16 protein-coding genes are annotated in these 17,059 nt (G+C 33.7%); 10 read left to right on the top strand and 6 right to left on the bottom strand.

The genetic code is table 11. From position 1 onward, the window contains the following. Positions 1-54: 54 nt before the first annotated feature. Positions 55-1,632, bottom strand: a complete 1,578-nt coding sequence (locus tag ACZ267_RS01495; protein WP_079448974.1) for an FMN-binding glutamate synthase family protein — start codon at positions 1,630-1,632, stop codon at positions 55-57. Positions 1,633-1,839: 207 nt separating this feature from the next. On the opposite strand from ACZ267_RS01495, the gene lnsB reads away from it, so the two are divergent. From lnsB to ACZ267_RS01470, 5 genes are all read left to right on the top strand, one after another. After that, complete coding sequence (gene lnsB / locus ACZ267_RS01490; RefSeq protein ID WP_047211066.1) at positions 1,840-2,592, top strand: CPBP family lipoprotein N-acylation protein LnsB; 753 nt, start codon at positions 1,840-1,842, stop codon at positions 2,590-2,592. A gap of 30 nt (positions 2,593-2,622) precedes the next feature. Further along, entirely contained in the window at positions 2,623-3,411 is a 789-nt protein-coding gene (locus ACZ267_RS01485; RefSeq protein ID WP_058714562.1) for a CPBP family glutamic-type intramembrane protease, read from the top strand. 147 nt (positions 3,412-3,558) lie between these two features. Then, positions 3,559-4,221 carry an ABC transporter ATP-binding protein gene (locus tag ACZ267_RS01480; RefSeq protein WP_047211064.1) on the top strand — a complete coding sequence of 221 codons (663 nt, stop codon included), beginning with the start codon at positions 3,559-3,561 and terminating at the stop codon, positions 4,219-4,221. Then, entirely contained in the window at positions 4,214-4,987 is a 774-nt protein-coding gene (locus ACZ267_RS01475; RefSeq protein WP_047211063.1) for an ABC transporter permease, read from the top strand. Before ACZ267_RS01480 ends, ACZ267_RS01475 begins: the two co-directional genes overlap by 8 nt. Before the next feature lie 151 nt (positions 4,988-5,138). After that, positions 5,139-6,314 (top strand): MFS transporter, encoded by a 1,176-nt coding sequence (locus tag ACZ267_RS01470; protein WP_047211062.1) that lies wholly within the window; start codon positions 5,139-5,141, stop codon positions 6,312-6,314. A gap of 61 nt (positions 6,315-6,375) precedes the next feature. Here ACZ267_RS01470 and ACZ267_RS01465 read toward each other — a convergent pair whose 3' ends face one another. After that, positions 6,376-7,740 (bottom strand): carboxylesterase family protein, encoded by a 1,365-nt coding sequence (locus ACZ267_RS01465; protein ID WP_047211304.1) that lies wholly within the window; start codon positions 7,738-7,740, stop codon positions 6,376-6,378. Between the two features lie 129 nt (positions 7,741-7,869). Beyond that, the gene (locus tag ACZ267_RS01460) at positions 7,870-9,582 is read right to left on the bottom strand and encodes an APC family permease (RefSeq protein WP_002467072.1); all 1,713 of its coding nucleotides are present in this window, start codon (positions 9,580-9,582) and stop codon (positions 7,870-7,872) included. 177 nt (positions 9,583-9,759) lie between these two features. Between ACZ267_RS01460 and ACZ267_RS01455 the strand changes: the two genes are divergently transcribed. After that, positions 9,760-10,359, top strand: coding sequence for a YdeI/OmpD-associated family protein (locus ACZ267_RS01455; protein ID WP_047211061.1), 600 nt, complete (start codon positions 9,760-9,762; stop codon positions 10,357-10,359). A 256-nt stretch (positions 10,360-10,615) separates the two neighbouring features. Here ACZ267_RS01455 and ACZ267_RS01450 read toward each other — a convergent pair whose 3' ends face one another. After that, entirely contained in the window at positions 10,616-11,395 is a 780-nt protein-coding gene (locus tag ACZ267_RS01450; protein WP_047211060.1) for a (S)-acetoin forming diacetyl reductase, read from the bottom strand. Between the two features lie 503 nt (positions 11,396-11,898). On the opposite strand from ACZ267_RS01450, the gene ACZ267_RS01445 reads away from it, so the two are divergent. The 4 genes from ACZ267_RS01445 to ACZ267_RS01430 are packed head-to-tail and all read left to right on the top strand — an operon-like array spanning position 11,899 to position 15,454. Next, the gene (locus tag ACZ267_RS01445) at positions 11,899-13,152 is read left to right on the top strand and encodes a betaine/proline/choline family ABC transporter ATP-binding protein (protein WP_002466464.1); all 1,254 of its coding nucleotides are present in this window, start codon (positions 11,899-11,901) and stop codon (positions 13,150-13,152) included. Further along, entirely contained in the window at positions 13,152-13,787 is a 636-nt protein-coding gene (locus ACZ267_RS01440) for an ABC transporter permease (RefSeq protein WP_015364713.1), read from the top strand. The genes ACZ267_RS01445 and ACZ267_RS01440 overlap by 1 nt, the downstream gene beginning before the upstream one ends. Before the next feature lie 21 nt (positions 13,788-13,808). Continuing rightward, a complete protein-coding gene (locus ACZ267_RS01435) occupies positions 13,809-14,762 on the top strand; it encodes an osmoprotectant ABC transporter substrate-binding protein (RefSeq protein WP_002466458.1) in 954 nt (317 codons plus the stop codon). Positions 14,763-14,764: 2 nt separating this feature from the next. Beyond that, positions 14,765-15,454 carry an ABC transporter permease gene (locus ACZ267_RS01430; protein ID WP_002450378.1) on the top strand — a complete coding sequence of 230 codons (690 nt, stop codon included), beginning with the start codon at positions 14,765-14,767 and terminating at the stop codon, positions 15,452-15,454. Between the two features lie 62 nt (positions 15,455-15,516). On the opposite strand, the gene lrgB is transcribed toward ACZ267_RS01430, so the two are convergent. Then, positions 15,517-16,221: an antiholin-like protein LrgB gene (lrgB, locus tag ACZ267_RS01425; protein WP_002466453.1), complete on the bottom strand. Its 705-nt coding sequence runs from the start codon at positions 16,219-16,221 to the stop codon at positions 15,517-15,519. Positions 16,222-16,223: 2 nt separating this feature from the next. After that, a complete protein-coding gene (lrgA, locus tag ACZ267_RS01420; RefSeq protein ID WP_002466455.1) occupies positions 16,224-16,670 on the bottom strand; it encodes an antiholin-like murein hydrolase modulator LrgA in 447 nt (148 codons plus the stop codon). Positions 16,671-17,059: the final 389 nt, after the last annotated feature.

The raw sequence follows: 17,059 nt of genomic DNA, 5'->3' as shown, positions 1-17,059 counted from the left end.
AAGCACTGAAAAAGGCGACCACTTGTAAAGTAATCGCCTTGTATGTACACCATATTATGAAATTAATTTTAATTTGTAATCGTGGATGGTTTGTGTGCCACCATCTAATTTTCGATAAATGATATGGTCTGCAGTGATTTCTGTTGGACTTGATACGCCTACAGCTGCAGCAATATTAAATAAACCTTCATGTAAACTAGTGACATAGTTAGTTACACGGTATTGCTTTTCATCAACAATTAATCCTTTTTCTTTCTTTGGATCAGTTGTAGCAACACCTACAGGACATGTATTCATATGACATTGTTGACTCATGATACAACCTACACTAATCATCATACCACGCGCGATATTAACTAGATCGGCACCTAATCCTAAAGCAATAGCAATTTTATCTGGTGTGATCAGTTTACCAGATGCGAAAATTTTCATACGATCTCGTACGCCATATTTCTCTAACATGCCAGAAACAATAGGTAGGGCGGTTAGTAAAGGTAATCCAACACCATCTTGAAGTTCTTGGAATGTTGCACCCGTACCACCTTCACCTCCGTCAACAGTGATGAAGCTTGGGTATTTATCGAGTTCCACCATGGTTTTGACTAGTGTCTCGATCTCTTCAACACGACTGACAACAATTTTAAATCCAACAGGCTTTTGGCCTAACTGTTGTATATCGTCTACCCAATTGAGTAAGTCTGTAGTATTATGAATAAATTCGAAACGGTTTGGTGAGTTAATGGTTTTAAATGGTTCTACATTACGTATTTTAGCAATTTCTTCATTTACTTTATTACCTTCCATATGTCCACCACGAGTTTTTGCACCTTGTGCTAATTTTAATTCAAAAGCACGTACATTCTTACGTTCGGCAACTGTTTTAAATTGTTCTTTACTGAAATTACCTTCTTTATCTCTAACACCGAATAACCCAGGTCCAATTTGGAATATGATATCACCATCACCTTTAAGATGATAATCTGATAGGCCACCTTCACCTGTGTTCATCCATGTGCCAGCTTTAGATAAACCTTTAGATAATGCTGAGATAGCGTTTTTACCTAAGGCACCGTAACTCATACCTGATTGGCCGACTAAACGTTTAATTTTATAAGGATGTTCTAGATGTTCACCAAGAACCACTGCATTGTCATCAGTTAAGTAGAACGGGTCAATCTGTTTGCCTTTACGATGCTCATCACGACTAAATAAGCGTTCATTCTCGATTTGATAAATAAAAGTTGAAAGTAGTGTCGTATTATCAACTTTTAATTCACTCGCTTGTAATGGAAACATAGTATTTTGTATGTAAAAACCATCTTTATAATCTGACATTGTCCCAAAACTAGTCATTCTTGAATTATATTTCCCCGCTAATACAATATTTTTATAATCTGTACGAGAGAATGGTTTGCCTTCATTATCACCAGAAAATAAATATTGTCTAAGTTCAGGTCCCATTTTTTCTGAAAGGTATCTAATACGTGCTAATAGTGGATAGTTTCTTAACACACTGTGTTGTGTTTGTCTTTTATCTTTGATTAGCCAGATGATACCTAGCAATAATGCACCCAATAAAAAAATCATAATAATGATGTTGACGATAAACTGCATTGTAGTCAATACACTCATTAAAATGCCCCCCTTAATCATTACTCCAACACTATGATACACTTTTCTTTATGTTTTACAATGAAACCGGTTAAATTTATATTGTAGAATTTTAATTGTATAAGTTTATGAAATATTTATATAAGGAAATTTAACTTAAATAATGTATTAATATGAATAATAAAATGATAAAGTAATTATGATAGAATGCGATGGAGGAGGTGACACATGAACCAACAACAAAGACAACATGACATTTGGAACCAACCCAAAATCATGAAAAAAGATTTTTTAATGATACCGTTATACATATTATTTCAAATGGTGGTACCTATTATCGTAGTGTTTGGCACACTAGGATTAACAGCTATGATCACCCAAAAGCCACCAGCCCAGTTTTTATATAACTTATCTTTGAGCATAGGATTTGTCTTAGCTCAATTTTTAGTATTATTTATCTTTTTTGCGATGCATAAATTTGATATTGCTCAAGTCATGAAAAGGCAATTTCATTTTGGACGAAACAAGACCTTACATATATTGTTAATGATTATCGGTGTAATGATAGTAATGTGTATATTGCGATGGCTCTTTAACATATTGGGTATAGGGCCAACTCAATACGAAAGAAGAGTTGAGGGATTATTTCATTATCCATCAGCGCTATGTTTTACCATGATTTCAATGGTTATCTTACGTCCAATGTTGGAGGTAATCATTTATAAGCATCTCATCATACATGAATTAAGTAAGATATGGCCTACTACTGTGACTATCATACTTTCTATTATGATTGAGACTTTGGTTCATGTGTACGATATGATGAGTGTGTGGGAAATGTTACCATTTTTAATAATGGCAATAGGTTCAACATTGATTTATATTAAATCAGGTATGAATCTAGCCGCCGCATATCTTTATCAGTCGGGGATACAAGGCGTGTTATTTATCATCATGGTATTCAAAATGTTAATTATGTAAAACTAATTCAAGAGTGAAAAGGAGTTTTTTATGGAAAACCAATCCACACAACAACCCTTAGATTCACAGCAACACAAAAATGAATTTGCGTCCAAGAAGATAGTTAAAAGAGATTTCTGGCTTATAGTTGCTTACCTCATTGTGGGACAATACGTATTTCCGATGATTGGTATGATGATTGGTACCATCGTTGCGATGTCACTGGAAATCAAATCTGATAGTAGGATTAATGAGATTGGTATCAATTTTGCTACTGTATTTGGTTTCATTGGAATGTGTTTAGTCCTATTATTATTTTATTTAATGCATCGAAAGACACTTATTCCATTAGCTATTCAAAGAGTGAAAGATCTTAAAAAATATATAGTAACTTTAATCATCATTATCGTTATCATGTACATATTGAATATGTTGTATGGTATAATGGTTGAATTTTTACCAGAGAAATATCAGTTTAGTGATACAGAAAATAATAAAATGTTAGAAAAAATGTTTACTTCTGCATGGATGTGGCCGGTATTGTTTTTAGATATTGTCATTGTGACACCTATAGTAGAGGAACTGTTATTCAGACACTTATTAATTCACGAGTTAGGTAAGAAATTAACATATGGTTTGATGTATGTGGTTTCGATTCTGATGTTTGCAGGGGTACATGTAACAGAAGCGCAATCTCCATTTGAATTAGGACCTTATGTAATTATGGCAAGTGGTTTCGTAGCTGCTTATCATCTTACGAAACGTAATTTAGCAGCTTCAATAGCCCTGCATATGATTAACAACGCGATATCTTTTGTTGTGATTTTATTTACTTTATAAAATTTTAGAAAGAAATAATGAGAGGATGTGTATAAAAGCACATTCTCTTTTTTTATAATTTAAATTATCATAAAAATTAATTATATTGTTATTTAACGTGGAAAAATGGGAATGAGTAGTGTAATGGGATTTAAAGGAGCGTGTAACATGTTATTAGAAATTGAACATTTAACTTACGAAGCGGATCACCGAACAATTTTAAAGGATATTAATTTTAAGGTGGATAAAGGTGATACTATAGCGATTATTGGTCCTTCAGGAAGTGGCAAGAGTACACTTTTAAAGCAACTTAATCATTTGATTGAACCTACATCGGGCACATTGTATTTAAACGGCAAACCTTATCATGACTACACACCTGAAAGTATTCGTATGAAGGTAAGTTACTTAATGCAACAAAGTGAGATGATTGGTACAACGATTGAAGATAATATGAAGTTTCCTTCAGAAGCGAGAAACCAAGCATTTGATAAAGATAAAGCACTTAACCTTTTAGAAAAAGTAGGCCTAGGAGACTATGATTTATCTGCAGAAATTGAACATATGTCAGGAGGGGAAAAACAACGTATCACAATTGCACGACAATTAATGTTTGAACCCGAAGTCTTATTATTAGATGAATCGACAAGTGCTTTAGATACACATAATAAAGAACGCGTAGAAGATATTATTTTTAAAATGGCTGAAGAAGGTATAGCGATTTTATGGATTACACATAGCGATGACCAAAGTATGAGACATTTTCAAAAGAGAATGACAATCATTGATGGTGAAATTGATAAGATAGAGGAGTTGAATCAACATGAGTAATACGGCATTATGTTTAACAGCGTTGTTACTGTTTATTCCTATCCTCATTTCTTATAAGGAAGGCTTACATATTATTAAAGATTTAGTGGTAGCAACGATAAGAGCGACCATTCAATTGCTCATTCTTGGCTTCTTACTACATTATATTTTTAAAATAAATGATAAATGGTTACTTATCTTATGTGTGTTAGTGATAATCATTAATGCATCTTGGAATACCATTCAACGTGCATCCCCAGTGATGCATCATGTGTTTTGGATTTCATTTGTTGCAATATTTGTAGGTACTGCATTGCCACTAGCAGGTACGATTGCAACAGGGACCATTGATTTTACTGCTAATGAAGTGATTCCAATAGGTGGGATGTTAGCCAATAATGGTTTAATTGCGATTAATTTAGCCTATCAAAATTTAGATCGTGCATTTGTACAAGATGTTTCCGAAATAGAATCTAAATTAACGTTAGCAGCGACACCGAAACTTGCTTCTAAATCATCAATTAGAGAAAGTATTAGATTAGCTATCGTGCCAACGATTGATTCCGTTAAAACATATGGGCTTGTGTCTATACCAGGTATGATGACAGGATTGATTATCGGTGGGGTGCCGCCATTACAAGCTATTAAATTCCAATTGTTAGTGGTATTCATCCATACAACAGCTACGATCATGTCTGCACTCCTTGCTACATACATGAGCTACGGCCAATTCTTCAATGCAAGACACCAATTAATAGCAAGAAATACAGACATTAAGTCAAGTTAATGAAGAAAAGTTTTAAACTTTTGATTTCCTGACAAACAAAATAATGAAAAAATATTATATAATGAAACAGTTACTTATCTTAGTTAAATGGGTTTGTAGCTGTTTTTTTATGCTATAAACATTGAAAATTTATGAAAGGGGGATATGAAAAATGTCGATGATGCGTATCGTTACTTTCATTTTTAGTGTGTTTATCGTTGGTATGGTCGAGATGATGGTAGCAGGTATTATGAATTTAATGAGCCATGATTTACATGTATCTGAAGCCGTCATTGGCCAACTTGTTACGTTATATGCTTTAACATTTGCCATTTGTGGACCGATTCTGGTTAAAGTGACGCAACGTTTTAAAGCTAAATCGATATTACTTTGGACATTAGTGACTTTTATTATAGGGAATTTAATTATAGCAATAGCGCCTAATTTCACTATTTTAGTGATAGGACGTATTCTGTCCTCTGCAGCAGCATCACTCATTATTGTTAAAGTACTTGCGTTGACTGCAATGTTAACTTCACCTAAAAATCGAGGTAAGATGATTGGTGTTGTCTATTCAGGATTTAGTGGTGCCAATGTATTTGGTGTACCTATTGGAACATTAATAGGCGATTGGGTAGGTTGGCGTTTTACTTTTATATTTATTGTGGCTGTCAGTGTCATTGTAGGTATACTAATGATGTTGTATTTACCTAAAGAACATGAACTGAGTCATGCTAATCATACAGACGCTGACCATTCTAATCAGGTAATATCTAAAGTATTACGTCCAGCTGAAGTAGCAAAATTCATTATAATTACATTTTTAATTTTAGTAGCGAACTCAGTCACATTTGTATATATTAACCCACTGATTTTATCAAATGGTCATGAAATGTCATTTGTATCACTTGCATTACTAATTAATGGTGTTGCCGGTGTGATAGGTACATCATTGGGAGGTATCTTTGCAGATAAATGGACAAGTAAGCGTTGGTTAATCATCTCTATTACGATATTTATCGTTATGATGCTTGTCTTAAATTTCATTCTATCAGGTACGATCATGTTATTAATCGGATTATTTGTTTGGAATATTATGCAATGGAGTACGAATCCTGCAGTGCAGAGTGGTCTTATAGAACATGTTGAAGGAGATACAAGCCAGGTGATGAGTTGGAACATGTCTAGCTTAAACGCAGGTATCGGAATGGGTGGTATAATCGGTGGTTTAGTCGTATCACATCTATCAGTACATGCAGTGACATACACAAGTGCCTTGATTGGCTTTCTAGGATTAGTCGTTACCCTTACATTAAAGAATATTCACTTTGCTAAAAAAGAAGCATAATGAAAGGGAGTGGGACAGAAATAATATTTTCTTAAAAATTTATTTCTGTCCTACTCCTTTTTTAGTCATAAATATGTGGTGTTGTATGACCCACTTGATATGGTAGCCACGGCATCTTACTAAATCTTGCAAAGTATGCAAGGTCGTGAATCATTTTCATACTTAATTCACGTTCGTGAGTCGTGACATCTAAGCCATTAGCTTTTAAAATGTCCAAATGACCGAACCAAAAGACTATATCTAATATATGATAAGCAGAGTGATAATAAGTGTTATTTGGTTGGTGCCATTGAAAGGAAGCTAGCCATCTGTTGGGATTATGACTGATGCTTTTCAAAAAGTCATGTGCGGGTTGTTGAAAAATATAGTCAGTAATACATGTAGATTGTTGTTGCGCACTAGTGGCATCACTGATTTCTATTTCTACACCATTAAAAGCCATAGCTTTAACAAAGCGATCAGGTGATAACTTTCGAGATTCATTTTTTATATAAATATCACCTTCATTTTGAGTATAAGAAACAAATATCGGCTTTGAGAAATTGGGATTATTCATTGTCATTGATGATGTTTGAATAGGTGCGTAAATTAATTCTAAACCTTTGGACTGGCCACGAGTTGTTTGGTCTAAATTCATGATATTCATGATATTTTCTGTAGTTAATGAATCTATGGTTGAGTTAGGGTAGTTTTCCGCTATGATTTCACTAAAATTTTGTGCTTTTTCATAGCCTATCTTTCGACTGTCTAAGCGCAATGTACCGCTTAATAACATGACTTTATGGAAATAGGATTCTGTCTCTGGCAATTGCATCAAAGCCATGATACTCATACTCCCTGCAGATTGCCCCATTAACGTAACGTTATTAGGATCTCCACCGAAATTTTTAATATGGTGGTGTACCCATTTGATCGCATTGATTTGATCAGAAAGCCCATTATTACATTCGTAATTTGAATTGAAAAAGGACCAATCTAAAAATCCCCAAGAACCTAATCGATAGTTAAATGTGACGACAATCACATCTTCTTGTTCGACGACAGATTGAGGTTGATATAGTTCAGCGCTACCGTGGCCATTGACAAATCCGCCACCGTAAAAATAGATGATGACAGGTCGAGTTTTATTTTGAGAGTGATGACGTCGCCATATATTTAAATATAAACAATCTTCATCTTGTGTAAATTGATTGAAATGAAAGTAAACACCACTTGAGAAAAAATCTTCAAGTTGGTTATACGGTTGTGGGGGGATGTTATTGAAAAAGGTTGCGTCTACCGATTTAGGCAATGATGTAATCAATTCAGAATGTTTAAATCGACCATATTTGAGATCGGCATAACGAATACCAAGGAATGCGTCAATATCATTTTCATTATTATAAATACCTTTAACGATACGGTTATTTAAAGTTATGTTAACCATCATTGTCAATCGTCCTTTCAAAGTCATCTTTAATAACACTATATAATAAATGATTAAAGTCAGCTATATGTATAAAAAAACTGCTAACGATGTTTACAATCGTTAGCAGTTTTAATTTGATTTATGAGTTTATTCTTCTTTGTTTTGGCGTTTTTCTTCTTTATCTTGTTGTTCTTGACGTTTTTCAGCGATTTTTTCGCGTTTCTCACGACGTTTACGTTTCTTAAGTTTATCACCCATGTTACTATTCATTTTCTTAGCACGTCTGAAGTAGACACTTTCGAATGAACTAATTGCACCTAATTGATAGAAAATAAGTGCAACGATGATGATAACTAAGAAATCCCATGGATAATGTATCCAGTTTAAACCTTTGAATTCTTTACTACCAATAAATGATAGGAATGAAAGTACGACGAGATAAACAATAATCCATAAGCTTCCGCCGATTTGTTTTTTAGTGTTTTTCCAATTCATTTTATATTCATAGAAGAAATAAATTGGTAAACCTAAAATGATGATTAATATAACTTCTGCTGTTGTTGGCCACATGGCCCAATAAATAGCTAGTGACGCAAGAACGAATGATAATGGGGCCATGAATTTTAAAATTCTAGCTCTAAATGGACGTGTCATCTTAGGACCCATTTTACGTAATGCAATAACTGTCGTTGGACCAGTTAGATAAGCAACTAATGTTGCAGTTGAAATAACTGCTGCTAATGTACCCCAGTCACGGAATAGTGTAACCATTACCATGCTGATGATTGCGTTAAACACAATTGCAACACGTGGGATTTTATATTTTTCGTTCATTTTACCTAAGAATTTAGGGATGTGCCCATTTTTTTCCATGGCGCGTAATACACGACCAGTTACAGCAACAAATGATACACCAGTACCAAATGGTGACACTACAGCTTCAATATAAAGTAAAATAGCTAACCAATTTAAACCTAATAAAATGGCCATGTCAGCAAATGGTGAGTTGAAGTTAATACCGCTCCAACCATGTTCATGAATCATTGACTGTGGCATAGAAGTGATGAATGTACTTTGTAACACGATATAAAGCACAGCACTAATTGTAAGTGAAATAGCAATACCACGCGCAATGTTCTTTTCAGGGCTTTTAATTTCTGATCCCATATTAATGATTGTTTGGAATGCATTAAATGAGAAAATAATACCTGACATTGTTGTTGCTGCGAATATTGGTGCACTACCGTAAGGCATGAATGTACCTACTGAGTGACCATAATTTCCTGTATCAAAGCCAGAGATCATTAACATAATAATTGTTAATAATGGAACACCAAGTTTGAAGAATGAAATTAAACTTGTAAATGAAGTTAATAGTTTAACTGACCAGTAATTTAATAAAGAGAAGATAATAATAATAGCATAAACAGCGATTAAACCTGTTGTACTGATTGAACCATCTTTCATTAAACTACCCATCGGTTTAGCCCAATCCCAAGGCCAAGAACTCATATATTGAACAGCTGAAACTGCTTCAATAGGTATAATTGTTACGAGTGATACCCAGTTTGCCCAAGCGGCTATGAAACCGAGTAATGAACCATGTGTATATTGAGCATAGTTACTCATACCACCAGATTGTGGGAACATAGTTCCAATTTCAATGTAGTTATAGGCGATGGTTCCTATAACGACGAATCCAATAATCCAAGAAATGATAGCTGCTGGTCCTGCAATTGACGATGCTTCCCAAGCACCAAATAACCAGCCTGAACCAATTAATGACCCTAATCCGAGTAACACTAACTGGGGCAGATTAATCTTACTGTTATTCGATTCTGTTTCATTTTTATTTGCCATATTGACTCCTCATTCTTTTATATTCTGAAAATACTACGCCATTATTATACGCTAGTTAAAATATTAGTCAAATGTGTATATTGTAATTTTTATTTAAATGTATAAAATTAGTTTTTTTAATATTATAGTTTATAATAGTGGAGAAATGGCAGAATCAATAGAAAGTAGGGCAATGACATGGTAGAGAAAAATAACAATTTGGAAGTAGAAAAATTTTTGAAAAAAGATAGTCAATGGAAAGAAGAATATAATTATTTAAGAGAACTTATAGTGGATTTTGACGAGTTGGACGAAGATTATAAATGGATGCTCCCTTGTTACACTATTAATAATAAAAATGTGGTTCTTATTCATGGTTTTAAAACGTATGTAGCACTTTTATTCTTTAAAGGTGCACTTATTGAAGATTCTAAAAATACTTTAATTAGACAAACTAAAAATGTACAAGCTGCAAGACAGCTACGATTTACAACTTTAGAGGAAATTCAATCACGTAAAGAAGAAATTATTGATTATGTGAAACAAGCTATTGACATTGAAAAGTCTGGTAAACAAGTTGAATTAAAGAAAACAGAAGATTTTGAGGTGCCAGAGGAATTAAAACAACAATTCGATGCGATGCCAGAATTAAAAGTAGCGTTCGACCAATTAACACCTGGAAGACAACGACAATACTTGCATCATATTGGTGATGCCAAACGAGCAGATATCAGACAAAAAAGAGTGGACAAATATATTAATCACATTTTAGAAGGAAAAGGTATGCATGACAAATAGCAAGAGGGAGTGGGACAGAAATAATAAAGAACCACTAATCATTGATTATGTAGTGGTTCTTACGCGCATTAGCCACAGCTAATGTGTACTTTAAAATAGGAATACATGAGTGAAACTCATGCATAAGAAATACTAATTTCTAAAGAAAAAGAATGACTTTACAGTCAACTACTGCCTAAATATGAATGTAACTTGAAATATATATTTCTGTCCCTCTTCTTATTTTTATGAGTGTTTAAGCATTTAATAAAGAGGATTAATGGAATCTCATCCCACCATCAACAATAATCGTTTGGCCAGTAATATAATCTGAATCTTTGCCAGCTAAGAAACTAACAACATTTGATACATCTTCAGGTTGTGAAAGTTTGCCTAAAGCGATTTGATCTGTAAATTGTTTCCAACCCCAAGATTCAGGTTGTCCAGCTTCTTCAGCAGTTTTCTTAGCGATACCTTCCATCATTGGTGTTTGAACAATACCAGGCGCAAATGCATTTACTGTAATAGATTCATGTGCTAGATCACGTGCAGCAACTTGAGTTAAACCTCGCACAGCAAATTTACTACTACTATAAAGTGATAAGCCTGCATTACCTTCTACGCCAGCTTGAGACGTAGCATTAATAATTTTTCCGCCATGACCTAATTGTTTGAGTTGTGCATGTGCGGCTTGAATCCCCCATAAAACACCTTTGACATTGACGCCATATACTTTGTCAAAGTCTTCAGGAGTAATAGAATCAATCGGTGTCATGGGTCCTAAACCAGCATTGCTCACTAAAACATGGAAATCACCAAAATGTTCAACTGTTTGATTTATAGCACTAAATATATCATCACGATTGGCTACATCAGCTTTAATGGCTAAAACCTTTGAGTCATCTTGTGTTAAAGATTGTGCCGCTTGAATTGCGCCTTCTCCGTTGAAATCCACAATGGCAACTTTGAATCCATCATCAAATAAACGTTTAACGATTTGATACCCAATGCCTTGTGCACCGCCTGTTACAACTGCTACTTTGCTTTCTTGACTCATATAAAACCCTTCTTTGTCTATATTTTGGTTACAAGCTCAACGTAGCACAAAAATGAAATAAAAAATTATAAATGTGTAACATAAAAGTATAATTCAATGTATTGTCAATTTTTCTTAAAATAATTTTCATAATTCATTAGGTTATAAAATACTAAGCATATTTATCCTTTTATATAATTAATCAATTGAAATAAGAACTTTATAAAAATGTTAAGGGTGAACAGTTAAATTTTGTAAAAATGCAATAGGTTTACTAAAATTATATAGGGTATATATTTATATCGTTGTCGAATATGCGTGCAATTAAAATAGCATTAAGTGTTGGGAGCACAACATTAATGAAGTGTGATTCGCATTTTATCGTAGTTACAAATTTTAAAAGAAAGGCCATCGTGCTCTTGTTCAACTAATATTTTATTTTGTTAACAACTGCTCTGTAGGCCTTTTTTAATTGTCATCGTATTAATTCGTCATTTTTTACAATATGGAAGGGGAAAACAATCATGTTAAGCATTAAGAATTTAACCAAGATTTACTCTGGGAATAAAAAGGCAGTAGATAATTTAACGCTTGATATTGAATCAGGTGAATTTATCGCCTTTATTGGGACAAGTGGTAGCGGTAAAACCACTGCTTTAAGAATGATTAACCGAATGATTGAAGCAACAGATGGCCAAATTCAAATGAACGGCAAAGATGTACGTAATATGAACCCAGTTGAATTAAGAAGAAGTATTGGTTATGTCATTCAGCAAATTGGTTTGATGCCTCACATGACTATTAGAGAAAACATTGTACTTGTACCGAAATTACTAAAATGGTCGAAAGAAAAGAAAGACCAAAAGGCAGAAGAACTCATAAAACTTGTAGACTTACCAGTAGAATATTTAGACCGTTATCCGGCTGAACTATCTGGTGGTCAACAACAACGTATTGGGGTAGTAAGAGCCCTTGCGGCTGAACAAGACATCATCTTAATGGATGAACCATTTGGTGCGCTTGATCCAATTACACGAGATACATTGCAAGATTTAGTGAAAGAACTTCAACAAAAATTAGGTAAAACATTTATTTTTGTGACACATGATATGGATGAAGCTATTAAATTGGCAGATAAAATTTGTATTATGTCGAAAGGTAAAGTCGTACAATTCGATACACCTGACAATATTTTAAGAAATCCTGCCAATGATTTTGTAAAAGACTTTATTGGTCAGAATCGATTGATTCAAGATAGACCAAATATGAAAACGGTTGAAGGCGCAATGATTAAACCAATCACAGTACACGCAGATGATTCACTTAATGATGCGGTCAATATCATGAGAGAGAAACGTGTAGATACTATATTTGTTGTAAACAACCATCACAAATTATTAGGATTTTTAGATATAGAGGATATCAATCAAGGACTCCGTGCAAGAAAAGAACTGATTGATACGATGCAACGTGATATTTATAAAGTACATATCGATTCGAAATTACAAGACTCAGTACGTACAATTTTAAAACGTAATGTTAGAAATATTCCAGTTGTTGATGACGACAATATCCTCATTGGTTTGATTACACGTGCTAACTTAGTTGACATCGTTTATGACTCTATTTGGGGTGAAGCAAGCGACACACAACTAACTCAACCTTCTGACGAATCTGTTAATAGTGATATAGCAAATTCAGAACATCAAGCTCATCAACAAAATGATGCTAGTGTTACAGAAGAGGCGAATAAGCATGAAACGGGAGATGAGCGATAATGAAAGCATTCTTGAATGAATATGGAAGTCAGCTCGTATCTAAGACGATTGAACATTTCTATATTTCTATCATTGCTTTACTGATTGCAATCGTCGTAGCTGTTCCGGTAGGCATCCTATTGTCTAGAACAACGAAAACGGCCAATGTAGTTTTAACTATTGCGGGTGTTTTACAAACTATTCCAACATTAGCAGTATTAGCTATTATGATACCTATCTTTGGTGTAGGGAAGACACCAGCGATTGTGGCGTTGTTTATCTATGTTTTATTACCAATATTAAATAATACGGTACTCGGCGTGAAAAACATTGATAAAAACGTAATACAAGCTGGACAAAGTATGGGAATGACACAATTTCAATTAATGAAAGATGTTCAAATGCCATTAGCGTTACCTATGATTATTAGTGGTATACGCCTTTCAAGTGTATATGTTATTAGTTGGGCTACATTAGCGAGTTATGTCGGCGCAGGTGGTCTTGGTGATTTAGTATTTAACGGATTGAATTTATATCAACCACCAATGATTATTAGTGCAGCAATATTAGTTACGTTACTAGCGCTAATTGTCGACTTTTTATTATCATTAGTTGAAAAATGGGCAGTACCTAAAGGTTTAAAAGTATCTAGATAAGAAAAGGGAGGATTTATCAATATGAAGAAACATATCAAATATACAGTGATTCTTATTGCGTTGTCCCTCTTAGTATTATCTGGGTGTAGTTTGCCAGGTTTAGGGGACGGCAATTCAAAGAATGATGTAAAAATTACAACAACTGAGACGAGTGAAACTAAAATTATTGCTAATATGGAAAAATTAATGATTGAACATGAAACTAAAGGCAAAATTAAACCTACAATTATAGGTAACTTAGGTTCTAGTATTATTCAACATAACGCATTACAGCGCGGTGACGTCAATATGTCTGCGGTAAGATATACAGGTACCGAATTAACAAGTGTATTGGATGCCAAACCGACGAAAGATCCTAAAAAAGCCATGGCAGAGTCACAAAGACTATTTAAGAAAAAATATGATCAAAAGTATTATAATTCATTAGGTTTTGCGAATACGTATGCGTTTATGGTGACAAAAGAAACAGCTAAGAAATATCACTTAGAAAAAGTATCAGACTTAGAAAAACATAAAGACGAATTACGATTAGGTATGGATACGCAATGGATGAATAGAGCAGGCGATGGCTATCCAGCATTTGTTAAAGATTATGGATTCAAATTTGCCAGTGCACGACCAATGCAAATTGGACTAGTATATGATGCACTGAAAAATAAAAAATTAGATGTTGCTGTAGGATATTCTACTGATGGTCGTATTGCAGCATATGATTTAAAAATCTTAAAAGATGATCGTAAATTCTTCCCACCATATGATGGTAGTCCACTAGCGACTGAAAAAGTGATTAAAGATAATCCGAAAATTGATACGGCCTTGAAAAAGTTAGAAGGTAAAGTGTCAACAAAAGAAATGCAGAAATTAAATTACGAAGCAGATGGTAAAGGTAAAGAACCAGCTATCATTGCTGAAGAATACTTGAAAAAACATAACTATTTCGAAAACGACAAAAATAGTAAGAAAGGTGGTCAATAATCATGAAAGGTAATTTATTCCAATCTATTATTGAATATTACTCATTAAACTTTGGCTACCTAATGGAACTATTCTTTAAACATTTACTTATGTCAGTATATGGTGTGCTCTTTGCATGTATCATTGGGATACCGATTGGTATTGTCATTGCACGATATAAAAAATTAGCATGGCCAATCATCACGATTGCTAATATCATTCAAACTGTTCCAGCCATTGCCATGTTGGCCATTTTAATGTTAGCGATGGGACTTGGTCCAACTACAGTAGTTGTTACCGTATTCTTATATTCATTATTACCAATTATTAAGAATACATACACGGGCATTGTAGATGTAGATGAGAATATTAAAGATGCTGGTAAAGGCATGGGTATGACGAGAAACCAAGTTTTACGTATGATTGAATTACCACTATCTCTTTCAGTCATCATTGGTGGTATACGTATTGCGCTCGTTGTAGCAATTGGAATTGTGGCAATTGGTTCATTTATCGGAGCGCCAACGCTTGGTGATATTATCATCCGAGGTACCAATTCAACAGACGGTACGACTTTCATCCTTGCAGGGGCAATCCCTATTGCATTAATAGCCATTTTAATTGATTTAGGTTTAAGATTTTTAGAAAAACGATTAGATCCTACTCGTAAAAATAAAAAGAAATTTGAACATCAACCACAACAAATCAAATAAAATATAAAAAAGAGGTCTGAACTATGATTTTTGTTCAGGCCTCTTATCTTATATTAAATGATTTAACCTAATAAAATAGGTGCTAATATTGGCACAATTGCGACGACGATGACACCAACGATAACAACGGCAATACTACCCATTGATTCTTCAGTTTCACCTAAATCTTTTGCGGCTGCAACACCTAGTGTATGACCACTAGAACCTAACGCTAAACCACGTGCAATTGGATTGGTAATTTTAAACCATTGTACAATCTTAGTACCGAGCGCAGAGATAACAACAGCATTAAGAATAACAGCTAATGATGTTAACTCTTTTACTCCACCGATACCTTCAGATACTGGTAAAGCAATCGCTGTTGTAGCAGCTTGAGGTAACATTGATGCAACAATTTGATTACCAAATTGGAATAATGAAGCAACTAAGTAAATTAATATTAAAGCTACAACTGTACCTAATGCGATACCACCGAATATTTGTAACCAATATTTTTTTAACACATCACGTTTTTTATATAAAGGTATAGCAAAACTGATTGTCGCTGGCTCTAAGAAGAAATATATAATGTCGCCACCGATTTTGTAACTTTGATAGCTAATACCTGTTAATTTTAAGAAAGCAATACCTACAACCATACTTACAAATAAAGGTGCAAGTAAGAAAAAGCCATTTGTCTTTTTATAAAAATATGTAGCTATAACAAATGGGATTAATGATAATAAAATACCGAAATAGGGTGTATTAATACCTAAATAGTCCGCCATGATTAACCTCCTATACGACTAGTTTCTTCATTTTTCTCTTTACTTGGGAATAGTGATTTAGTCACAAGTAACTGAGATGCATAACCAGTACATACTAATAAGAAAATAGTTGAAATAATAATAAGTAAGATAATCAGTATTGGACTTTTACTTAAAATCGGTAATGAATTGATAACTGAAATCCCAGCTGGAACGAATAAGAAACTGATGTTATTCGTTAAAGCAGTTCCTACGGATTCAACCTGTTCCAATTTAACAATGCCAGTACATAAAGCTATAAATAATAAAACTAAACCGATTACTGAAGCGGGCATTGGGATAGGCATGACTGCTTCAATGATCTTGGAAATAAATAAAATAACTGCAAGTGTTAAAGCCTGTTGGAAGAAATGATACACTCTTCCAGATGTATGTTGAACTCGTTCACTTTGAGAAGGTGAGTTAGCCATAACATACATTCCTCCTGTTCTATTTGTATAAAATGATTTGGTAAGAACGTTTGGATTTGTCAAAAATACGACTCACTTACTCATTTAAAACAAAAAAAGCGACTGACTTGTTATTAGGTTTTAAAAAAATAAATAAAGCTTAAATTGCAAATTTCAAACGAATCTTTTGTGAAGTAATTCACAAGTGATTATACAATACATTTCATATTAATTTGTATATTGAATTCGTCATTTCAGTGACAATTTTCAAAATAATTAATAGGGATCATCGTTATCAATTTAACAAATCCTCGTATTATCAAATCGAAAACGCTTACCTATTTTTAACGATAATACTATCATTTGTATAGTTCAAGACGTTATGGAAAAATAAAAGTAATTGGTGTAAA

Source organism: Staphylococcus sp. AC872, assembly GCF_979255425.1.
The sequence above is the reverse complement of the archived record's forward strand: the minus strand, read 5'-3'. Positions and strand labels throughout refer to the sequence as shown.